Raw genomic sequence first — 20724 nt, forward strand, 5'->3', positions numbered from 1 at the left:
GGACGTTTCCGAAGTGGTGCTGGCGGGTGCGGGAAAGGAGGCCAGGGCCTGGCAGAGGGTGCTGGCGCCGGAGGGGGTCCGGGTCTGCCACTGGCTGGACATCGACCCGCGCAAGGTGGGGCGCGTCCTGCACGGGGCGCCGGTACTGCGCCCGGCGGAGCTTTCTCTGGAGGGGAGAAGGATGATGGTGGCGATCGGCCTGCGCGGGGCACGCGACAGCTTCCGGCAGACCGCGAGGGAGCTGGGATGGCGGGAGGGAATCGACTTTATCTGCGTGGCCTGATGACTGTTAGCCGCCGAGGGTGAAGAAGAAGCTGGAGCCTCCGTTGACCTTGGACTCGGCCCAGACCTCGCCGCCGTGGCGCTCCACGATCCGCTTGACGGTGGCAAGCCCCACCCCAACCCCGGCGTACTCGGGGCCATGCAGCCTCTGGAAGGTGCCGAACAGCTGATCCCGGAAGGCCATGTCGAAGCCGACCCCGTTGTCGGTGACCCGGATCACCTGCTTCCCGCTGGACAGGGTGCTGGCCACCTCGATGCGGGGGTGCTCGACCTTGGAGGTGTATTTCCAGGCGTTCTCCAGGAGGTTAACCAGCACCATCCTGAGCAGAGTCCGGTCGCCATGCACCACGATCTCGTCCTGGATGATGAAGTCCGCCTCTCGTTGCGGATCGGACTCGCGCAGCAGGGCGACTGCCCCCCTCGACATCTCGCTCAGGTCGAGCCTCTCGCGGACCACTTCGGTGCGCGCGATGCGGGCCAGGTTGAGCAGGTTGTCGATCAGCGCCCCCATGTGGCAGGTCAGCTCGCGGACCCGGTCCAGGTGCCCCACCACCTCCGGGGGAAGCTCGCCGGGGAAGTCTTCCTTGACGATGGCGAGGTGCCCGTTGATGTTACGCAAAGGGGCCCGCAGGTCGTGGGAGACGGTATAGCTGAAGGATTCCTGCTCCTTAAGCGACGCCTCCAGCGCGGCCGTCCTCTCCAGCACCCGGCGCTCCAGGTCGGCGTTCAAAAGATGGATCTCCTCCGCCGCCCGGTGCTGTACCGTCACGTCTATCAGGACAGCGCGGCACTCCAGGCCGGAGCGGCAGGTGGTTGCCTCCACCCTCACGTACGCCACCTCCGCCCCCTCATGAAGCTTGACGTCGCAGACCTCTTTCCCCCTGAACTTGAATACGTTGCGCACGATGGCGCGCAGCTGCGAACGCCCCTGGGTGACCAGGGACTCCAGATGGCGGCCGGCCAGTCGCCCGCGCTCGACGCCGAGCATGGTCGCTGCGGTGAGATTAGCGGAACGGATGACGCCGTCGGCATCCAGGGTGAGGTAGCCGACCGGGGCGAAGTCGTAGAAGTCCGCATAGCGCTCCACCGCAGCCTCGGCCTCCAGCCGGGCGACCATGATCTCTTCGTTCTGCACCTCCAGCTCGATCTGGTGGACCTGCAGCTCGTGAAGCAGGCGCTGCGACGCCTCGGGCGTCAGCCTTCCTTGTTCCGCCCTCTCCGCCTGCCAGGCAAGCTGTTCACTCATCGACTCCTCCGATGACCTTTCATAAAATGGATGTTCCAACTCCACCTACCCCTGCATCTTCTGCTGCCGAACCCAGCGGTGTCCGGTTTGATTTTTGCTATGCCGGTCAAAACGGCCGTTCACCCTGAGCTTGTCGAAGGGCGTGGAACTTTTCCCGGCTGTATAGACGGGAAAAGTTGGCCCTGATGCTTCGACAGGCTCAGCACGAACGGCCCAACTGGTCAAATCCGGTAAGTGCAATTCCCTAACGGGACAACACTCTGCCGAACCATCATTTCAGAAAGGTGACGTCACAGAAGGTAAGCACTACCCCTTCGATCTTCGCGGTCCCCCTACGGAACGGGAGGATCCTCGCCAGGAAACGCCGTCCATCCCTGCAGACGGCCGCTCTTTCCAGGGGGATGCCGGCATCGAGCACCTGCCGGGCGTCCTCAGGAAGGGAGCTCCAATCAAGAAGTCTGCAGGAAAGGTCCGACAGCGGCCGCCCCAGGTCATGCGGGAGCAGATGGAAGATGCCGGCTACCTGGGGAGTAAAACGGAGCAAACGGACCTCCTGGTCGAGGAAGACGGTGGCCGTTGCGGTGCAGTCCAGGAAATGCTCGGCTTCCTCCCGTTGAGCCTCCAGTTGCTCCATCCGCTCCTGCTGCCGGATGTGCCGCCTCTCCATGGCCTCCTTGCCGGCCTGGAGTTCCCACTTGGCCGTGAAGAGATCCTCGATGGTGGATTCCAGCTCCTCAATGGTAGATTGCAGCTCCTCGTTAGTGGCCTGTAGCTCGTCGTTGGTGGCGTTCAGGTCCTCACGGGTGTCCTGCATCTCCAGGCGGTAGTTCCGCATCTCCTCGCGGGCGTTCTCCAATTCGCATTCCAGCTCGGCCAACTGGGCGCCCTTTCCGCCGCGCCCCTTACGGGCCGGGGTCAACTCCTTGAACAGGATCAGTACCAGCCCCCGCAGTGGCTCCGGCCTTGCCAAAAGCTCCACGGTCACATCCAGCAGCCGCTTCTCCCTCCCCGGCAGGGCGATCCTCTTCACAGTAACCGCGCCGTCCTGCTGTAGCGCCCTGGCGAACGCTCCCGGCAGCACGGCTCCCAGTTCGCCACCGGCCATGGCGAACAGGTTCAGGTTGATCTTACTGGAAGTCAGCTGGAGGTACTTGCCGACCACCCCGTTGATGTAAACGATGTCTCCGCTCTGCCGGGCCAGAACAGCCGGGGGGGAGTGCTGGAGAAGCAGCAACTGGTCCGCCACCCTCTGCAGGTTCCCTACCGGCGCATCACCGTCGGCGGCACCTTTGCGCCCAGCCAGCGCACTGCGGATCATGAGCTGGGGCTTGCAGCTGGTGTTCAGCCGTTGGTAGATGCGGGACTTGCCGGCCACCGGGGCGAAGAGGTCGCTGACCGAGCCAGCCGACTCGGCTTGCCCGAGGAACAGGAAAGCGTCGCGTTTGAGCGCGTAGTGGAAAAGCGGCAGCATCTTCCTCTGGAAGTCCGGCTCCAGGTAGACCAGCAGATTGCGGCAGACCAGGAGATCGAGCTTGATGAAGGGGGGATCGGCCAGGGCGTTGTGCCCGGCGAAAGTGATGAGCTCGCGGATTTCCGAGCGGACATGGTAGGAGGAATTGCTCTCGACGAAATAGCGGTCGAGCTGCTCGGCGGAGAGATGCTCCTCGATGGAGGCCGGGAAGATGCCGCGGCGGGCGTGCTCGATGGCCCTGGGGTCGGCGTCGGTGGCGAAGATCTGGATGGTGCAGGTGTTTTCCGGGCCACGTCTGGTGATCGCCTCATGCAGGGCGATGGCCAGCGAGTAGGCCTCCTCGCCGGTGGAGCACCCCGCCGTCCAGACGCGCAGCACCGAGCCGGGCTGGCGGTCGGCTAAAAGGGCGGGAATCACAACCCGCTCCAGGATCTCCCACTCGTGGGGATCCCGAAAGAAGGAGGTCACCCCGATCAAGAGCGCCCTGAACAGCAGCTCCAACTCATGCGGGTTTGCCTGCAGGTAGCGCAGGTAGGTATCCAGGCTATCCACCTGCTGGACGGTCATGCGGCGCTCGATGCGGCGGAAGAGGGTGTTCGGCTTGTAGGGGGAGAAGTCGTGGCCGTTCAGGCTGCGCAGCAGGATGACGATCTTGTCGAGGAGTTCGCGCTCCTCCTTCCTGATCCCCAAGGGGATGCTCCCGCGCACGGCGATCCTGCCGCCGCAGGCGGTAAGCTTTGCCGCCAGCTCCTCCGGTGTGCCGACCACGTCGGCAAGCCCGGCATCGATGGCGCTGGCCGGCATGCCGCGGAAGTGGGCACAGCCAGGATCCTGGACCAGCACCAATCCGGCCTGCTCCTTGACCGCTCGGGCCCCGGCGGTGCCGTCCTGCCCGGTTCCCGACATGATCACGGCGATGCCACGCTCGCCCAGGTCGCCGGCGAGGGAGCGGAAGAAGAAGTCGACGGGATGGCGCTGGGGGATGGCGTTACTGGGGGCGAAGAGGTGAAGCACCCCCTTCAAGAGGGACGGGCAGCTGGCGGGAGGAACCACGTACACGCGGTTGGGCTCCAGGACGGTCCGGTCAGCGGCCTGGCAGACCTGCATCTGGGTGCTGCGCTGGAGGAGCTCCGGCAACAGCAGGTCGTGCCCCGGCTCCATGTGCTGGACCACCACGAAGGCCATGCCCATGTCCGGCGAGAGCTGGCGGAGGAAACGCTCCAGCGGCTCCAGCCCACCGGCAGACGCGCCGATGCCGACGATGGGAGGAACGGCGAACGAGGTCACCACCGGAGTTTGTTGGGACTCCTCTTCAGTTGAAGAGGCAAGCGAACGTTGTTCCACGGATTAACCTCGCTAAAGAGCATTCTTCCACTGGAAAAGAAAAACAATTCTTCATTGTAATCGGGCAATCCACAGAGTGAAGGATCGTCATTGTAAACAAATTCCGAGCTTATCACTAGAGCAATTAAATTATTTTATTCAAATGAAATCGCGTGCCGCTGGCGTCACGAACTGTCGTCGCAAAGCGTGCTTCGCCCCCCCTGCCCCCCCCTTGACAAAGGGGGGACAGGGGGGATTTGCCTCTGGCCTTTCAGGTTTGGCAGGGGCGCACTACTGGCCATGAGAGGACGGCTCCCCCTCCCTAGACCTCCCCCTTCGGGAGAGGGGACTTTCGGACGTCCGCCTATAGCTCCTCCCCCCGAACGGGGGGTGGTTGGGAGAAGGGACTGTCGGACGGGGATGGGGAGTGTGGCGGAGAGATACGAACGTGTGCAGAAGAGGGAATGGCGCGAGACGGTCAGGCGTCAGGCGATCCTGAGGGGGATGGTGAAGTGGAAGGTGCTCCCCTTCCCTTCTTCGCTCTCCACGCCGATGCTGCCGCCCAGGGCCTCGACGATCTGCTTGGTCAGGGCGAGCCCGAGGCCGCTGCCGCCGTACTTCCTGGCGGTACCGGCGTCGGCCTGGCTGAAGATGCCGAACAGATGGGGGAGATAGTCGGCTGCGATGCCGACCCCGCTGTCGGTGACCCGCAAGGTCACCTCCAGAACGCCGTCCGCCGGGCGTCCCTCGGCCGCGACCCGTACGAACCCCTCCTTGGTGAATTTGAGGGCGTTCACGATCAGGTTTCCCAGTGCCTGCTGCAGCCGCAGCTCGTCCCCCAAAACCAGGTCCGCTCCTCCCCTTCCTTCGGAATCTTCTCGGTCTCCTCCCGATGCACTCCCCACGGAGAAGGCGAGGTATGAAGAGCTTGCGCGCCAAGAGGACGAGCAGGCTTTGGTCCTCAAGCGGCTGATACGCGGAGACCTGGGAAAGCATGGGAGAAAACAGTCATGAAAGTGCTGCTGGTGGAAGACGACCCCACTACCCGGCAGATGCTCTCTATCCTGCTGGGGAGGTGCGACATACCCTGCGACGTCGCCGAAGACGGCTTCAAGGCGATCGAGCGCTGGTGGCAGGGAAAGTACGAGGTCATCCTGATGGATGTGCAGATGCCGGAACTGGACGGCATCGAGGCGACCCGCCGGATCAGGGCGCGGGAGAAGGAAGTCCCGAAACGGCGGCGGGTGACGGTGATCGCCATGACCGCCCACCTGATGCCCGAGGATGTGGAGGAGTGCCGGAAGGCGGGGATGGACGACCTGGTGCCCAAGCCGATCGACCTGGAGAGGCTTCTGGAGCTGATCAAGAGGTACGGCAAGGGGTGAGCCGTGGCGAACCCCATCCTCACCCTGTCCCTCCCCTTGAAGGGGAGGGGACGTAGGGGACCGTCCTCAGACGGTCACCACCTTCCGCTGCAGCCAACGCACCCTCTCCTTCAACCAACACCCCCTCTCCTTCAAGGAGAGGGCAGGGGTGAGGATGGGGTGCTGAAATCCCTAAAACCTGGATGCGGAACTCCGCGCCCCCTTCGAGGTTTCTCACCGTGAGCTGTCCGTTCATGTTCTTCTCGATGATGGTCTTGGACATGAAAAGCCCCACTCCGGTGCCGGACTGCGGACCCTTGGTGGTGAAATAGGGGTCGAAGATCCGCCCGATGATCTCCTCCGGGATGCCGCCGGCGTTGTCGGCCACGGTAACCACGGAGCCCCCCTCCCCTTCCTCGATGGTGATCACCACCTTGGGAAGCGCGATCCCCCGCTCGGCCACCGCGTCCTTGGCGTTGTTGAGGATGTTCAGCAGCACCTGGCAGAACTCGTTTGGGTACCCCTCGATCACCGGTTCCCCCTTCGCCCGCACCTCGACCGCTATCCGGTGGCCGAGGAAGCTCCCCTCCATGAGCGACAGGGTCTTCCCCACCTCCTCGCTCACCCGGAAATTCACCTTTTCCTTGTCCGGCTTGAAGAAGTTCCTGAAGTCGTCGATGGTGCGCGACATGTGCTGCAGGATCTCCATGGACTTGTCGGTGTTCTCCTCCAGAAATTCCGGGGTCAGGAGTCCCGCTTCCTGGTGCATGGCCGGCTGCTGGATCAAAAGCCCCAGCGCGTTGAGCGGCTGGCGCCACTGGTGGGCGATGTTGCCGATCATCTCCCCCAGCGCCGCCTGCCGGCTCTGGTGCAGGAGCAACTGCTCGTTCTTGCGCAGCTCGTCCATGGTCCTCAGCCGCTCGCTGGTCTCCCGCTGCAGGTCCTCGATGGTGCGCGACAGTTCCCGCTCCGCCAGGTCCCTCTCACCCGCGCGCCGGCTGAGCAGCTCGGAGGCCTGCACAAGGGCGTCGGCCACCTCGGCGGTCTCCTTGGTGTGGGTGATGCCGATGGCGGCCACGCTCTCCCCGGCGCCGATGGCCAGGGCGGGCTCCACCAGTGCCTGGATATCCGAGGCGATCCTGCTGGCGATGGCCATCGCCGAAACGATGGCGAGGACCGAGATAAGGGTGGAGACCCCGATGGCCCAGGTCACCCAGCCGTACACCTCCGACAGCACGCTCTCCTTGGGCACCCCCATGGCCACCGTCCAGCCGGAGATCGGCGAGCGGGAAAAAGCGGAGAGCACGCGAACGCCCGCCATGTTGGTGAGTTCGGTGGTCCCCTCGGCCGCGCTGGTGATGGCCGCGAACAGCGCGGGGGTGACCCGCTTGCCGAGGTATCGTTCCGGCTGCTCGGTCCTGGCCGCCATGATCCCCTTGCGGTCCAGGACCGAGCAGTACCATTTGTGGGGCAGGTTATGCACCGGCAGCCAGGCCGCCATCCGCTGTGAATTCAGGGTCATCGACAGATCGTACACCACCCTCCCCCCTCGCAGGACCGGGACATCGATGGAGACCAGCGGACGCTTGGTGACGACATGGAGGATCAGGTTGCTGACGGCGGGCTTGCCGGATTCGAAGACGGCGCGCACCGTCTCGGGGGTGCTCGTTCTGGGAAGGGGGGTACCGAAAGGGAGAGCCGAATCGTCCAGTTCCTGTCCGGATGCGTCCGACACGATGATCTCCGCTCCGGGATACGATTTCAGTGCGTCCAGGGCCTGGCGGTGCACGGTCGCGAAATCACCCCGTTCGAAGGAGGGGGAGGTGGCCAGGGCGAGCAGGGTCGCCTGGATGCTGGAGAGTTCGCGGTCGACCCTGGTGGTCATGTCGCGGGCGTTCTCCAGGATGTCGGTCTTTACCTTGTTGAGCTTGGAGGTGTAGGTCTGATAGACGAGGTACCCCGCGATCAACCAGAACGGCAGGATGCAGGCGACGACCAGGCAGGTCAATTGAAAGCGGATGCTGAAGTGCGGGACCGGCTTTGACAAGCTGTTTTCCTGGGACATCCTTCAACTCCAAAACAAGCCGGCATTGCAGAACTGCAGTCGGCGCCGGTGGTCCCCGACCATCCGAAGCTGCCGATACGAGATATCGGCAGAACCGGCACCGGGCGACAAGATATAGAAAATTCTCACCGATGTCAATGAACAGTTGAGCAAACCAATGAATTGCAATTGAACATTGCAGGACCTCAGCCCACAGTCGCACCTATCGCCCATAGCCGCTTCAGCCCCTCATCCCTCTCCTTCAACGCTCCCCTCGCCCCTTCTCCTTCAACTCCCACCCTCTCCCCCCCTGAGGAGGAGAGGGTAATGACAGAAGAGCCCACCCGGCTCCCTCTGCCACTGCCACGACTCACTCAAGCCGGTCACGCGCTGTCACAACGTGCACAATGTGAGTCGGTTGCCAGCATAACATTAATGTGTATTATTTAAAATCGTTTCAGGTTATTGCACTGCGTCCGAAGAGATATCGGTAAAGACAGAGATCGGGACGCTACGGGCGGCCCCCAGACAACAAAAGGAGGAAGTCATGAAACAGATCGCTTTGCTGATCGGCCTGCTGATCCTTGCTGCCACGACGGGATACGCAGCGGACGACGTGATCAAGATCGGCATGGTCAACGACCAGACCGGCGCCAACAAGGCATCCGGTAGGGGGATGAAGGTGGGGGTGGAGGCCTGGTTCAAGGCGGTCAACGAAAAGGGGGGGGTGAACGGCAAGAAGCTGCAGCTGATCGTGGTGGACGACCAGTTCGTGCCCGAGAAGACGGTGGACGGCCTCCTCAAGCTGGTCGACGAGCAGAAGATCTTCGCGGTGGTGGGGGGGGTGGGGACCCCCAACTGCGTGGCGAGCCTCCCGATCGTGAAGGAGTACAAGCTTCCCATGATAAACCCCAGGACCGGCGCGAGCGAACTGCGGGAACCGCTGGTGAAGGAGGTCATCCACATCAGGGCGAGCTATAAGCAGGAGGTCGACAGGATCGTCGATCACCTGGTCCAGAAAGGGGACAAGCGCTTCGCGGTCTTCTACCAGAACGACGCCTTCGGCAAGGACATCCTGAACGCCACCGAAGCGGCGGTCAAGCGCCACGGTTTGAGCGTGGTCTCCAAGGGCTCCTTCGAGCGCAACACCACGGCGGTGACCGGAGGGCTGGCCGCCATCATGGAGGGCAAACCCGACGCCATCATCGTGGGGGCGGTCTACGCCCCGGGTGCCGCCTTCATCAAGCTGGCCCGAAAGGAAGGCGTGAAAGCGCACGTCGCCGGCGGCTCCTGGGCCGGCGGCTCCAACCTCGCCAAGGCGGTGGGGGACGCCGCCGACGGCCTGGTGATGAGCCAGGTGGTGCCGGAACTCGAAGACCTCTCGCTGCCGCTCACCAAGGAGTGCAAGGAGGCAATCGACAAGAACCCCGAGGAGATCGGCTTCAACACGGTCAGCCTGGAAGGGTGCGAAGTGGCCAAGTCGATCGTGATGGCGCTGGATAAGGCGGGCAATCCCCCCACCAAGGAGGGGTTCCTGAACGCCTATGAGAGCATGAAGGACGCCGACCTCGGCGGCGTCAAGCTGAGCCTCTCCCCCACCGACCACACCGCCCAGGACAACGTCTATCTGCAGAGCGTGCAGGGGGGCAAGCTGGTACCGGTGAAGAATTGATTCTCCCGATGCAATCCCCCCGCCCCGGCTCGGCACCGGTGCGGGGGAGTCTTCTCCCCAGGAGCGGTGAAATGACTGTCAAAACGAAGCTGTTAGGAAACGTCGCCCTCACCATCGTCGGCATCTCCGTGATCGCCGGCATCGGCCTTTTCTCCATCGCCAAGGTCAAGGCGAGCATCGAGATCCTGACCGGCAAGTCGACCCCCCTGCACCTCAAGATGCTGGAGCTGCAGCAGACGGTGGAGAAGGTCTCCGCCGATTTCATGGGGCTGGAGATGAGTTCGGAACCGGCCGAGGTGGCCAAGCTGTCGCAAAACATCACCAGCCGGATCCAGAGGATGGAGACCCTCAACGACGAGATGGTGGCGGGGGGAGCCGCCGCCAGCGGAGTCGACACCGCCGTTTTGAAGGACATCGAGAAGACCGTGGTGCAGGTGGCCTCCCAGCGGCTCAAAGACATGGCGCTCTTCAAGAGCGAGATCGCCACGGTCAACTCGGAGCTGCTGAAGGCGGAGACCAGCGTGAGCGGGATGCGCAAGAGCATCAGCACCATGGGGAGCAACGCCCTGTCCGCCATCAACTCCTCCCAGGCGGCCAACCTCCAGGTCAACAGCAGCATCAAGAAGCTGCTCACCCTGCAAAGCCGCCTCAAAGACATCAACATCATCCTGAGCGACCTCGAGCTGGTCAAGAACAAGTTCAAGATCGGGCCGCTCAGGGAGCGCCTGAAGAACACCATCGAGATCACCAGCAACATCGAGGTCGCCCCCGGCGACAACCCGACCATCAAGGAGGTGAAGGGGGTCGCCCTGGACATCCTCAACAGGATCGGCGCCGAGGAGGGTGGCCTGATCGCCATGCGGCTGGAGATCCTCAACACCCCGGAGAAGACCGAGACCGAGCAGTACGCGGCCAAGCGGGCCGACATCATGAAGCCGTTGGAGGAGAACAGCAAGAAGATCTTCAACGTGATCGACACCCTGGAGCTGCAGATCGTCAAGGACCGCAACAACGTGGTCTCCTCGCTGGGGTTCCAGAACGCAGCCAGCTCGGTGATGGAGGCAGGCAGCAGCATCAGCGTGGACGTGAAGGAGCTGAACGCCGGGGTCCGGCAGATCATGCTCTCCAGCACCGAGCAGGAGGTGGGTAAGCTCTCCGGCTCGCTTGCCCAGGCCGAGAAGAGGATCGAGGCGAACGTGGCGATGGCCAGGGGGCTCTTGCTGCAGTCGGGGCAAAAAGAGCTCGCCAAGAGCATCGCCGAGGTCTCCGGCACCATCCGCCGGGCCGCCGGCTCCATCCAGAAGATCGAGGCGACCAAGCTGAACGTGATCAAGAGCAACCTCGCCATGCAGAAGGCGCTCGACTCGGCGCGCGGCATCTCCAAGGAGCAGGCGCAAAAAAGCGAGGAGCAGGTGAAGAGCATCGGCGAGAACCAGCAGCAGATCCTGAGCGGCGTGCGGCAGGCGGTGAGCAACGCCAGCATGCTCTCCATCGTGATGATCGGCGTCTCGCTCGGGGTGGCGCTGGTTTCGCTGATCATCAGCCTGAGGATCATCTCCTCCATCACCAAGCCGCTCTCCCACGCCAAGCAGGTCACCGCCGAGATCGCCGGCGGCAACCTGACCAGGCGCATCGAACTGCGCACCAAGGACGAGATCGGCGAGATCTGCCACAGCATCAACAACATGGCGGTGAACTTCCACCAGGTGATCGCGCGGGTCTCCCACAACACCCAGCAGGTCGCCTCCGCCTCGGCCAGCCTGTCGCGGGTCTCCGAGCGGATGGCCTCCGGGGCGTCCCGCGTGGCGGAGCAGGCGGCCACCGTGGCCACCGCCAGCGAAGAGATGGCCGCCACCTCCAACGAGATCGCCCTCAACTGCACCCAGGCCGCGGCCGGCTCGCAGCAGGCCAACGACGCGGCCATCACCGGTGCCTCGGTGGTCAAGGGGACCGTGGAGGGGATGAACCTGATCGCCGACAACGTCCGGGAATCGGCGGTCACCATCGGCAACCTGGGGAGCCAGTCCGAGCAGATCGGGGCCATCGTGAAGACCATCAACGACATCGCCGACCAGACCAACCTGCTGGCGCTGAACGCCGCCATCGAGGCGGCGCGGGCGGGCGAGCATGGCCGCGGCTTCGCGGTGGTGGCCGACGAGGTGCGCGCGCTGGCCGAGAAGACCAGCACCGCCACCCGCGAGATCGCCGCCATGATCAAGTCGGTGCAGAGCCAGACCAAGGGGGCCATCAAGGTGATGGAGTCGGGGGTGGTCCAGGTCGAACAGGGGACCGTGGAGGCGGCCAAGTCGGGGACGGCGCTGGAGGAGATCCTGCAGCAGATCAGCGCGGTCACCATGCAGGTCAACCAGATCGCCACCGCCGCCGAGGAGCAGACCGCCACCACCGGCGAGATCACCGCCAACATCCAGAACATCAACGAGGTGGTCCAGGAAACGGCCAAGAGCGCGCAGGAATCGGCCGCCTCCGCCCTCGACCTCTCGCAGCTCGCCGAAGAACAGCAGAAGCTGGTGGGCCAGTTCAAGCTGGACTAGCGCGATAGGGGTGCCTGATGGAGCCGTTACGCCTTCCCGCACATCTCGACTCCCTCGAAGAGATCGGCGACTACGTGGTCCGGGCCACCGCCGAGGCGCAGCTTGCCGCCAAGGAGGCCTGGGGGCTGCGCCTGGCGGTGGACGAGATCGCCACCAACATCATCACCCATGGCTTCGAGGAGGCGGGGATGAGCGGGGAGGTCACCGTGAGCGCCGCCCTGACCGACACCTCCCTGACCATCGTCCTCGAGGACAGCGGCCTTCCCTTCGACCCCTTCAGCCACCGCGTCACCACCGAGGAAGAGCTGAACCTTCCCCTGGAGGAGCGGCGCGCCGGCGGGCTCGGCATCTTCCTCGTCCTGAAGAGCGTCGACACCTTCCGGTACGAGTGGGCCCACGACCTCAACCGCAACATCTTCGTCATGAATCGCACCCCCGAACGCCCTGCCTGAAGTCCCCGGCAGGGCCCGGTGGCCGTAAAGGAGAGCTCTGCCAGGAGCAGGTCGTGGACGCATTGAGGCCACCTGCCGGCAGCAGCATAGGCACCTTTTTAGAGTTGGGGAGCAAACGGAGTACACGCCATGCAGATCAGGCTCCTCGCCGCCAACATCAGGGAACAGCTACTGCGGGCTCTGCTTGCCATCCCGAGGATGGTCCCCCTCGTCATCCCTGCCCATGGCAACATCAGGGCTCGCATCCTGCGGGCTCTGCTGGGCGTCTCCTTCCTGTCCATGCTCTGCTTCACGGTCATCTCGCTGCAGGGGATCAGCGAACTGGGGGACTTTGCGGTCAAATCCAGCAACGATCTCGGCGCACAGACCTCCAAGATCAGCAAAACCGCGCTCGAGCAGCTGACCACCGAGAGCCTGCTGCGGATCACCGTCGACCAGGCCAGCCTCTGCAACTCGGAATTCGAGGAGATCGAGGCCACGGTCAATGTGCTGGCCGATCTCGCACAAAAGCAGTGGCAGCGCCCCGGCACCTTTCCCGGCAACCGCTCCTTCGCCGTCAACCGCAGACCGCGCGACCTGCGTGACGCCTCGGTCTACCAGTACCCGAGGGGGGTGGACGTCAGGCGGATCAGGGAGGATGTGGAGATCTCCTCGGCGATGGACACCTTTTTCCGCCCCATCCTGGCGAGTAACGCCAACATCTCCGATTTCAACATCGGCACCCCCAACGGCCTGTTCCGCCGCTTCCCGTGGGGGCCGGTGGCAGCGGACTACGACGTCCGCAAGCGGGAATGGTTCAAGGGGGCCTTGCAACGGGGGACCGGCGGCTGGAGCGATCCCTACCTCGGGGTGATCGCCAAGAACCTGCGCATCAACTACGCGAAACCGGTCTTCGTGGGCAAGACCGTGAAGGCCGTGGTCGCCATCAACGTGCCGCTGCGGACCGTGAACGAGCGGATCATCTCAATGAGGCTCAACAACCAGGGGAGCGCGCTCCTGGTGGACCGTCAGCGCAAGATCATCGCCCGGGAGGGGATGCCGGTCGACGGCGAGAAGTGGGCCGATCCCCAGCAGGTGGAGATCTTCGAACTGGACGCCGGCACCGGGAGCCACCGGGAACTGGAAGAGGACCTGCTGGCGGCCAGGAAGGGGATCACCCGGGGGATCTACAAGGGGAAGGAATACTACATAGCCCACGCCCCGCTGCAGACGACCCGCTGGTCGCTGATCTTCATCATGCCGGTGGAGGTGATCAACGCGACCGTGATCCCCGCCGAGAAGGCGATCAGCGGCGTCACCTCCCAGGTCACCGCCCGGATCAGGACCACCATGCTCGACCTGACCGAGGTCTTCTTCGCCGCCATCGCTGCCGTCTACCTGCTGGCCTGGAGCGTGGCGCGTTTCATCACCGAGCCGATCATGATCCTCGATGCCGGGGCCAAGGTGATCGGCGACGGCAACCTCGAGCACCGGATAGAGGTGCACACCGGAGACGAGATCGAGGCGCTGGCGGAAACCTTCAACAGGATGACCGACAACCTGCGGGAGTATATCCGCAACCTGACCGAGACCACCGCCGCCAAGGAGAGGATCCAGGGGGAGCTCAACGTGGCGACCGACATCCAGGGGAGCCTGCTGCCGAGACTGTTCCCCCCCTTCCCGACCCGCAAGGAGTTCGACATCTTCGCCAGGATGGACCCGGCCAAGGAGGTGGGGGGCGACTTCTACGACTTCTTCTTCGTGAACGACAAGACGCTCTGCTTCCTGGTGGCGGACGTCTCGGACAAGGGGGTGCCCGCGGCCCTGTACATGATGGTGGCCAAGACCCTCCTGAAGACCGAGGCGCTGCGCGGGCTGGGGCCGGACGAGATCCTCTCCAGCGTCAACAAACTTTTGGCCGACAACGACAGCTGCATGTTCGTCACCGTCTTCTGCGCCCTGCTCGACACCGACAGCGGGGAGGTCCTTTTCGCCAACGCCGGCCATAACCCGCCCCTCATCTACCGCAGCGGTCAGCGTTTCGAGTATCTCAAGATCCAGGCGGGCTTCGTGCTGGGCCCCATCCCCGACACCAGCTACCGCACGGAAACGCTCACCCTCGCGCAAGGCGACGTCCTCTTTCTCTACACCGACGGGGTGACCGAGGCGCAGAACCAGGCGGCCGAACTGTACGGGGAAAAACGGCTCTTGGAGGCGCTGAACCGGGGAGAGGTTGGCGATCTCAACACCATGGTGCAGGCGATCCGCAGCGAGGTGGAACAGCACGCCGACGGGGCGCCGCAGTCCGACGACGTCACCATGCTGGCGCTCAGGTTCAGGGGGAATTCCGGCGATGGCTAATCACTTCAGGTCAGGCAGGGGGATGCGCGCGCTGCTGCTCGTGCTGGCCGTCCTCTGCGCCTTCACCGGCGCCAGCAGCTGGGGAGCCCAACGGAAGGTGCGCAAGGTGGCCATGATCCTCTTCCGGGGGGAGACCCCCTCGGAGCAGGGGTTCAAGGATACCGTGCATGCCTCCCGGCAGTTCCAGGTCCGCTGCCGTACCTTCGACGCCGGACAGCGCAAGGAGCGGCTGCAGGAGATCCTGGCCACGCTGGACCCATCCAAATACGATCTCATCTATACCTTCGGCACCGTGGCCACCCAGTCCGCCATGGAAAGGTTCAAGGACGTCCCCATCGTCTATAACGTCGTGCAGCGCCCCGTCGAGGCCGGGGTGATCAGGAACTGGCTCAGCTCCGGCAACAACGTGACCGGTGCCTCCAACATCGTCGGCATGGAGAGCGCCTTCAAGACCCTGGCCCTGGTGATGAACATCCGCAAGCTCGGTTTCATCTACAGCGACAAGGATCCCGCCTCCCAGATCCAGAGGGAGGAGCTCAAGAAGCTGCAGGGGAGGTTCGGCTTCCGGATCGTCGACCTGCCGGTGCACGGGATGGATTCGATTGGCGGGGCGATCGGGCAGGCGGTCGCCGCCAAGGTCGATGCGGTCTTCTTCCCGGCCGACTCCTTCATCAAGGCCACCGCGGGGATGATCGTGCCGGCGCTCAACGAACACCGGATCCCGACCGTCGCCGTGATACCTGAGCTGGTCAGAGAAAACGGCGCCCTGATCTCCCTGGGGCCCGACTACTACGAACTGGGACAGGTCGCGGCTCGCAACGCCCTGGAGGTCCTGGCCGGCAAGCGGCCGACCGAGGTCCCATCCAGGACGGTGCACAGCCTCCACATCTGCATCAACCTGAAAACGGCAGACCGGTTGGGCATCACCTTCCCTTTGCAGCTTTTGTCCATGTCGACGGTGGTCCGTTAGCAAACGCGAGGTGGTCATCGTGAGTGACACAACATTATTAGCCATCCCCTCCACCGAAGCGCTCATGATAGTGCGCGGCTTTATCCCCATGGTCATGGTGGTCGGCATCGGGGCGCTGGTGGGGAGGCGTGACCAGGCGAGGCACCAGTCGACGCTGATCAAGCTGATCGACTACGTCTTTCTCCCCTGCCTGGTGTTTTCCGCCCTGCACCGGCACCCCTTCAACCTCCACGAGGTGCTGGAGATCGGGCTGGCGGTCACCATCATGGTCTGCCTCTCCACGGTGGCCGCGAGCTACCTGATGGGGGATCGCCCCAGCCGAAACAGCTGGCACCATCTGACCGCCGTCTTCATGAGCAGCGGCACCATCCTGCTCCCGCTGGCCTACGTGCTGTTCGGCAACGACGGCTTGGCAAAGGCCATCTACTTCCACCTGTTCATCGTGCTGCTCTTCCATACCCTGGGAGCCTTCCTCGCCAAGGGCAAAACCGAGTTGAGATCGTTTTTCAGGACCCCCTTTCTCTACGCGCTGGCACTGGGGCTTGCCGCAGCCTCCTTACCGGCTCCGGCCTCGGCCGACCTCCTGGAGATGGCCTGGCTGGCGGAAAAGGGGATACAGATCGCGGGGCTGGGCTGCCTGCCGCTGCTGCTCATCAATTTCGGCTACCCGCTGGGGCTGATCGAGCTCTCCACGGTGCGGGAAGGGCTGGTGGGAGGGGCGCTGCGGATCGTCGGCGGCCCCCTGCTCGCCTTTGCCGTCATCTACCTGTTCCGCCAGGCCGGCTGGCTCAGCATGGAGAAGGGGTACGACCTTCTCGCCTTCATCGACCGGCGCACCACGGAAGCGCTGGTGGTGCTGGGGGCCTCCATGCCCTCCTCCTATCACGCGCTCCGGATGGAGGCCGGCAAGGGGCTGGTCGCTTCCAAGGCCGAACGGGGCACCCTCCTGGTGAGCGTGTTGGGGGGGATGGTCACCGTGGTGACGGTGGTATTTTGCATCGACGCCTATCTCTTCGCAACGTGAACTGCAAAGTGAACGGGTCCTTCCGACCTTAATCGCCGGGAAACCGGCCCCAGGATCAGTGAGACGACGCAATGAGCCTTATCTCGCCGGAAACCTTGCTGGTGGTACAAGCCGTGCTCCCCTCCTTCACCATCGCCCTTTTGGGGGTGCTGCTGGGAAAGGTGGACCGCAGGCGGGAACTGAACCAGAAGACCATTTCCAACCTGGTCTACTATTTCTTCACCCCGTGCCTCGTTTTTTCCTCGCTCCACAAGAGGTCCTTCGACCTGCTGGAGTTCACCCTGATCGGCGGCGCCGCCTTCCTGCTGATCGCAGTGATGACTCCCATCGCCTTCTACTTCAAGCGCCGGGCCAGGGTCGAGCAAAACGGCTACTGCCTCCCCATCATCTTCATGAACACCGGCAACATCTCGTTGCCGATCGCGCTCTTGCTCTTTGGCAACGACGGGCTGGCCAAGGCAATCATGTTCCACATGATGAACATCCTGGTCCTCTATTCCTACGGCGTCTACCTGGTCAGCGGCAAGCCCGACTTCCGCCAGTTCTTCCGCATCCCGGCCCTGTATGCCACCGTCCTGGGGGTGTTTGCCGCGACCACCGACCTGCGGGCACCCGAGCTGCTCATGCACGGTTACTCGATCCTCTGCCTCGGTATCGATCTGCTCGCCTACGCCGCCATTCCCCTTTTGATCGTCAATCTCGGCTACTCGATGAGCGTCACCACCAAGCTGAAAACCCTGATGGAGGACGCCACCGGAGCCTTCCTGCGGGTGGTGCTCGGCCCGCTTCTGGCCTTCGGCCTGGTGCTCTGCTACCGCGAACTCGGCTGGCTGCCGATCGGCGCCGATGCGGATCCTCTGGTCAACCTGGGGTATCGGACCACCGAGGCGATCATCATCCTCAATGCCGCCATGCCCGGACCGGTCATGGCTTACCTGCTCAACGTGAAGTTCGACAACTGTCCCGAAAAGGCGGCCTCCATGGTGGCGCTGGGGACGTTGGCCGGCATAGTGACCATTCCTTTGACGCTCCATTTAATCAACCGGTTTATCGCCGCATAGGTCAGGAGGTGGGGAGATGAAGATATCCTTCCAAAAAGAACAGGACCATCAGGTGATTTCCCTTTCCGGCAGGCTGGACGCGAGCACCGCGCCGCTTCTCCAGGATCGCTTCCAGGAGGCGCTCACCCCGGAGGCCTGCCGCTTCATCGTGGAGATGAGCGAGGTGGACTACGTCTCCAGCGGCGGCTTGCGGGTGCTGCTGATCATGACCAAGAAGGTCAAGGAACTGGGTGGTGGCATCGTGCTGGCCGAACTGCACCCCTTCGTGGAGGACCTGATGCGGATGTCCGGCTTCCACACCATCATCGCCGCCACCGCCACCAAGGATGAAGCGCAAAAGCTCCTGTTAGCGGGAGGGATGCCATGAAGGTCGCCATCATCGGTGCCGGGCATATCGGGACCACCCTCGCCTACACGCTGATGATCAAGGGGTTCGTCTCCGAGATCGCCATCGTCAACCGGACCCGCGAGAAGGCCTACGGCGAGGCGCTGGACATGACCCATGCGCTGGCCTCGGCGTCGCATTCGGTGAAGATCTATTCCGGCGACTACCGCGCCTGCGAAGGGGCCGAGATCATCGTGGTGACCGCCGGCGCCGCCACGGCCAAGGGGCAGTCGCGCCTGGAGATCGTGGCCGCCAATGCCGCCATCTTCCGGGAGATGATCCCGGAGGTCATGAAATACAACAGCGAGGCGGTAGTGGTGCTGGTCACCAACCCGGTGGACGTGAACACCTGGCTGACCCTGCGTTACTCGGGACTCCCCTGGCAGCGGGTGATCGGGTCCGGGACCGTGCTGGATTGCCAGCGGTTCCAGTCCTTCCTGAGCCGCCACTTCAACGTGCATCCCGGCAATGTGCAGGGACTTATCATCGGCGAGCACGGCGAGTCCATGATCCCGCTCTGGTCGCGGGCCTCCATCTGCGGGATACCACTTACCGAGTTCCCCGGCTACGACCGGGAAGAGATGGAGGACATCTTCGACATGACCAGGCGCGGGGCGGCCATGGTGCGGGTGACCAAGGACAGCACCGAGTACGCCACCGCCATGTCGGTATCCCGCACGGTCGAGGCGATCCTGCTCGACAAGAAGGAGGTGCTGACCGTTTCCACCCTGGTCAGCGACTACTATGGCGTCGGCAATGTCTGCCTCAGCATGCCCTCCATCGTGGGGAAACGGGGGATCGAACGGGTGCTGACGCCTCAGCTTGCCGATGACGAGCGGGACAAACTGCTCCGCTCCGCCGCGGTCCTGAAGGGGGTGCTCGCGTCGGTCACTGACGAGCCCACCGCCTGACACAAGCTTTTTCCCCTCACATCCCGCTGAAAACCGTCGCCGTCCAAACCGCCGACCGTCAGCAACACTCCCTCTCACTCAATCCCTCTCTGCCAACACGCCCTCCCCCCCGGGGGAGGGTCGGGGTGAGGGAAGCCCCGCAGCTTCGAGGAAAGTTCCCTCACCCCAGCCCTCTCCCGCAGGGAGAGGGGGCGACGAGTCGTGTGGACCGCGATCGGGCCGCCTCAGCCCTCCTTGCCACCACCGCCTACACGTATAGCTTTGCTATACACTCCCCCCTGCAGGCAAAAAAAGCACCAAGGCCACCAAACACCCTGTATTACTGCCACTATCCCTTCCGCTGCCTGCGGCAACTGTATAGCCCACCTATACACCTTCAAGTCACACAAAGTCGTCCGCGCCGCGCACCATCATAAAAAGCTTTGCAAATACAATAACTTACATTTTTCAATAGCGACCCCTAATTCAAGGCACGCCTCATGCTAATACAGTGCATGTTGGACAGTATCCATCGCGCCGACCCTGCCGACAACCGGGAAGTCGAAGCGCTTACCGCACATCAAAAATTGGGACAAACACGGAGAGTGGACCCCGCATAAAAACCACTGGGAGGTAAAAACCATGAGATTGCCATCGTCGATCGTCATCCTGGCTGCGCTCACCTGCGGAGTATCCGGGGCATCCGCCCTGGAACTCAAGGATGTCACCTTCAATACCAACGGTGGTGGGAAGGTGGTATTCAATCACCAGGTGCATCTGAAAAAGAAGGCGGCCAACACCGCCAACGTCAGCTGCAAATCCTGCCACGAGACCTCCACCAGCAGCGGCAAGGACAGGGTCGTCTACACCATGGCGGACATGGAGAAGGGGAAATCCTGCGGCAAGTGCCATAACGGCCAGCAGGCCTTCAGCATCAGCAAATGCACCGCCTGCCACAAGGTGAAGGACATCACCTTCCAGGTCAAGGAGACCGGCCCGGTGCAGTTCAGCCACAACAAGCATCTCAAGAGCATGCAGTGCGACGCCTGCCACAACAAGCTCTACCTGACCAAGAAAAACCCCACGGTGACCATGGCGGAGATGGAGAAAGGTAAGTCCTGCGGCGCCTGCCACAACGGGACCAAGGCGTTCAGCATCGAGAAGTGCAGCGCCTGCCATCCGGCTCCCAAGCAGGTGGTCTTCAAGGTGAAAGAGACCGGACCGACCGTGTTCAGCCACAGCCTGCACACCAAGAAGTACAGCTGCAACGCCTGCCACACCAAGCTGTACGCCCTGGGCTCCAACAAGCACGTCTCCATGGCTGCCATGGAGAAGGGTAAGTCCTGCGGTGCCTGCCACAACGCCAAACAGGCCTTCTCCGTCTCCAAATGTGACAAGTGCCACCCGGTCAAGGAGGTCACCTTCAAGGTGGCGGGGATCGGCAACGCCACCTTCAGCCACAGCCTGCACGTGGGAATGTACAAATGCAGCGCCTGCCACACCGGCACCTTCCCGCTCTCCAAGTCGGCCAAGCCGGTGACCATGGCCGAGATGCACAAGGCGAAATCGTGCGGCGCCTGCCATGACGGCAAGATCGCCTTCACGGTGCATGGCAACTGCGACAGCTGCCACAGCAAGAGCTAACTAA

At 63.3% G+C, this 20724-nt stretch carries 15 protein-coding genes and 1 pseudogene; 12 read left to right on the top strand and 4 right to left on the bottom strand.

Annotated elements, in window-relative coordinates; genetic code table 11:
- Nucleotides 1-283 (top strand): annotated as a pseudogene (locus tag VJ604_RS05845) (glycosyl transferase); the annotation flags it as partial.
- A gap of 6 nt (nt 284-289) precedes the next feature.
- On the opposite strand, the gene VJ604_RS05850 reads toward VJ604_RS05845, so the two are convergent.
- The 3 genes from VJ604_RS05850 to VJ604_RS05860 all read right to left on the bottom strand — a co-directional run bounded on the left by VJ604_RS05850 (nt 290) and on the right by VJ604_RS05860 (nt 5164).
- Nucleotides 290-1528 (bottom strand): sensor histidine kinase, encoded by a 1239-nt coding sequence (locus VJ604_RS05850; protein ID WP_324080587.1) that lies wholly within the window; start codon nt 1526-1528, stop codon nt 290-292.
- A gap of 271 nt (nt 1529-1799) precedes the next feature.
- The gene (locus VJ604_RS05855; RefSeq protein ID WP_324080589.1) at nt 1800-4289 is read right to left on the bottom strand and encodes a CheR family methyltransferase; all 2490 of its coding nucleotides are present in this window, start codon (nt 4287-4289) and stop codon (nt 1800-1802) included.
- A gap of 518 nt (nt 4290-4807) precedes the next feature.
- On the bottom strand, nt 4808-5164 hold the full coding sequence (locus tag VJ604_RS05860) for an ATP-binding protein (protein WP_324080591.1): 357 nt from the start codon (nt 5162-5164) through the stop codon (nt 4808-4810).
- A 168-nt stretch (nt 5165-5332) separates the two neighbouring features.
- On the opposite strand from VJ604_RS05860, the gene VJ604_RS05865 reads away from it, so the two are divergent.
- Complete coding sequence (locus VJ604_RS05865; RefSeq protein ID WP_324080594.1) at nt 5333-5707, top strand: response regulator; 375 nt, start codon at nt 5333-5335, stop codon at nt 5705-5707.
- A gap of 19 nt (nt 5708-5726) precedes the next feature.
- Here the strand turns inward: VJ604_RS05865 and VJ604_RS05870 are convergent, their stop codons facing one another.
- Nucleotides 5727-7733: an ATP-binding protein gene (locus tag VJ604_RS05870; RefSeq protein ID WP_324080596.1), complete on the bottom strand. Its 2007-nt coding sequence runs from the start codon at nt 7731-7733 to the stop codon at nt 5727-5729.
- Between the two features lie 544 nt (nt 7734-8277).
- On the opposite strand from VJ604_RS05870, the gene VJ604_RS05875 reads away from it, so the two are divergent.
- From VJ604_RS05875 to VJ604_RS05920, 10 genes are all read left to right on the top strand, one after another.
- Nucleotides 8278-9402, top strand: a complete 1125-nt coding sequence (locus VJ604_RS05875) for an ABC transporter substrate-binding protein (RefSeq protein WP_324080598.1) — start codon at nt 8278-8280, stop codon at nt 9400-9402.
- A gap of 71 nt (nt 9403-9473) precedes the next feature.
- The gene (locus VJ604_RS05880; RefSeq protein WP_324080601.1) at nt 9474-11954 is read left to right on the top strand and encodes a methyl-accepting chemotaxis protein; all 2481 of its coding nucleotides are present in this window, start codon (nt 9474-9476) and stop codon (nt 11952-11954) included.
- A gap of 17 nt (nt 11955-11971) precedes the next feature.
- Nucleotides 11972-12406, top strand: a complete 435-nt coding sequence (locus VJ604_RS05885) for an ATP-binding protein (protein ID WP_324080603.1) — start codon at nt 11972-11974, stop codon at nt 12404-12406.
- 129 nt (nt 12407-12535) lie between these two features.
- Nucleotides 12536-14746: a SpoIIE family protein phosphatase gene (locus VJ604_RS05890; protein WP_324080606.1), complete on the top strand. Its 2211-nt coding sequence runs from the start codon at nt 12536-12538 to the stop codon at nt 14744-14746.
- Nucleotides 14739-15716, top strand: coding sequence for an ABC transporter substrate-binding protein (locus VJ604_RS05895; RefSeq protein ID WP_324080607.1), 978 nt, complete (start codon nt 14739-14741; stop codon nt 15714-15716). Before VJ604_RS05890 ends, VJ604_RS05895 begins: the two co-directional genes overlap by 8 nt.
- A 19-nt stretch (nt 15717-15735) precedes the next feature.
- Nucleotides 15736-16740: an AEC family transporter gene (locus VJ604_RS05900; RefSeq protein ID WP_324080609.1), complete on the top strand. Its 1005-nt coding sequence runs from the start codon at nt 15736-15738 to the stop codon at nt 16738-16740.
- Nucleotides 16741-16811: 71 nt separating this feature from the next.
- Nucleotides 16812-17801, top strand: coding sequence for an AEC family transporter (locus VJ604_RS05905; protein ID WP_324080611.1), 990 nt, complete (start codon nt 16812-16814; stop codon nt 17799-17801).
- A 16-nt stretch (nt 17802-17817) separates the two neighbouring features.
- Nucleotides 17818-18168: an STAS domain-containing protein gene (locus VJ604_RS05910; protein WP_324080612.1), complete on the top strand. Its 351-nt coding sequence runs from the start codon at nt 17818-17820 to the stop codon at nt 18166-18168.
- Nucleotides 18165-19097, top strand: coding sequence for an L-lactate dehydrogenase (locus VJ604_RS05915; RefSeq protein WP_324080614.1), 933 nt, complete (start codon nt 18165-18167; stop codon nt 19095-19097). The genes VJ604_RS05910 and VJ604_RS05915 overlap by 4 nt, the downstream gene beginning before the upstream one ends.
- Nucleotides 19098-19718: 621 nt before the next feature.
- The gene (locus tag VJ604_RS05920; protein WP_324080616.1) at nt 19719-20720 is read left to right on the top strand and encodes a cytochrome c3 family protein; all 1002 of its coding nucleotides are present in this window, start codon (nt 19719-19721) and stop codon (nt 20718-20720) included.
- Nucleotides 20721-20724 lie beyond the last annotated feature (4 nt).

Origin of the sequence: Geomonas sp., assembly GCF_035254065.1 — a bacterium.
In the GTDB taxonomy this organism is placed as follows: Bacteria; Desulfobacterota; Desulfuromonadia; order Geobacterales; family Geobacteraceae; genus Geomonas.

Excerpts from the sequence above, each read along its gene's own strand:
- VJ604_RS05865 (WP_324080594.1), top strand. The coding sequence starts at position 5,333 with ATGAAAGTGCTGCTGGTGGAAGACGACCCCACTACCCGGCAGATGCTC.
- VJ604_RS05910 (WP_324080612.1), top strand. The coding sequence starts at position 17,818 with ATGAAGATATCCTTCCAAAAAGAACAGGACCATCAGGTGATTTCCCTT.
- VJ604_RS05915 (WP_324080614.1), top strand. The coding sequence starts at position 18,165 with ATGAAGGTCGCCATCATCGGTGCCGGGCATATCGGGACCACCCTCGCC.
- VJ604_RS05850 (WP_324080587.1), bottom strand. The coding sequence starts at position 1,528 with ATGAGTGAACAGCTTGCCTGGCAGGCGGAGAGGGCGGAACAAGGAAGG.
- VJ604_RS05905 (WP_324080611.1), top strand. The coding sequence starts at position 16,812 with ATGAGCCTTATCTCGCCGGAAACCTTGCTGGTGGTACAAGCCGTGCTC.
- VJ604_RS05875 (WP_324080598.1), top strand. The coding sequence starts at position 8,278 with ATGAAACAGATCGCTTTGCTGATCGGCCTGCTGATCCTTGCTGCCACG.
- VJ604_RS05885 (WP_324080603.1), top strand. The coding sequence starts at position 11,972 with ATGGAGCCGTTACGCCTTCCCGCACATCTCGACTCCCTCGAAGAGATC.
- VJ604_RS05920 (WP_324080616.1), top strand. The coding sequence starts at position 19,719 with ATGAGATTGCCATCGTCGATCGTCATCCTGGCTGCGCTCACCTGCGGA.
- VJ604_RS05880 (WP_324080601.1), top strand. The coding sequence starts at position 9,474 with ATGACTGTCAAAACGAAGCTGTTAGGAAACGTCGCCCTCACCATCGTC.
- VJ604_RS05890 (WP_324080606.1), top strand. The coding sequence starts at position 12,536 with ATGCAGATCAGGCTCCTCGCCGCCAACATCAGGGAACAGCTACTGCGG.
- VJ604_RS05895 (WP_324080607.1), top strand. The coding sequence starts at position 14,739 with ATGGCTAATCACTTCAGGTCAGGCAGGGGGATGCGCGCGCTGCTGCTC.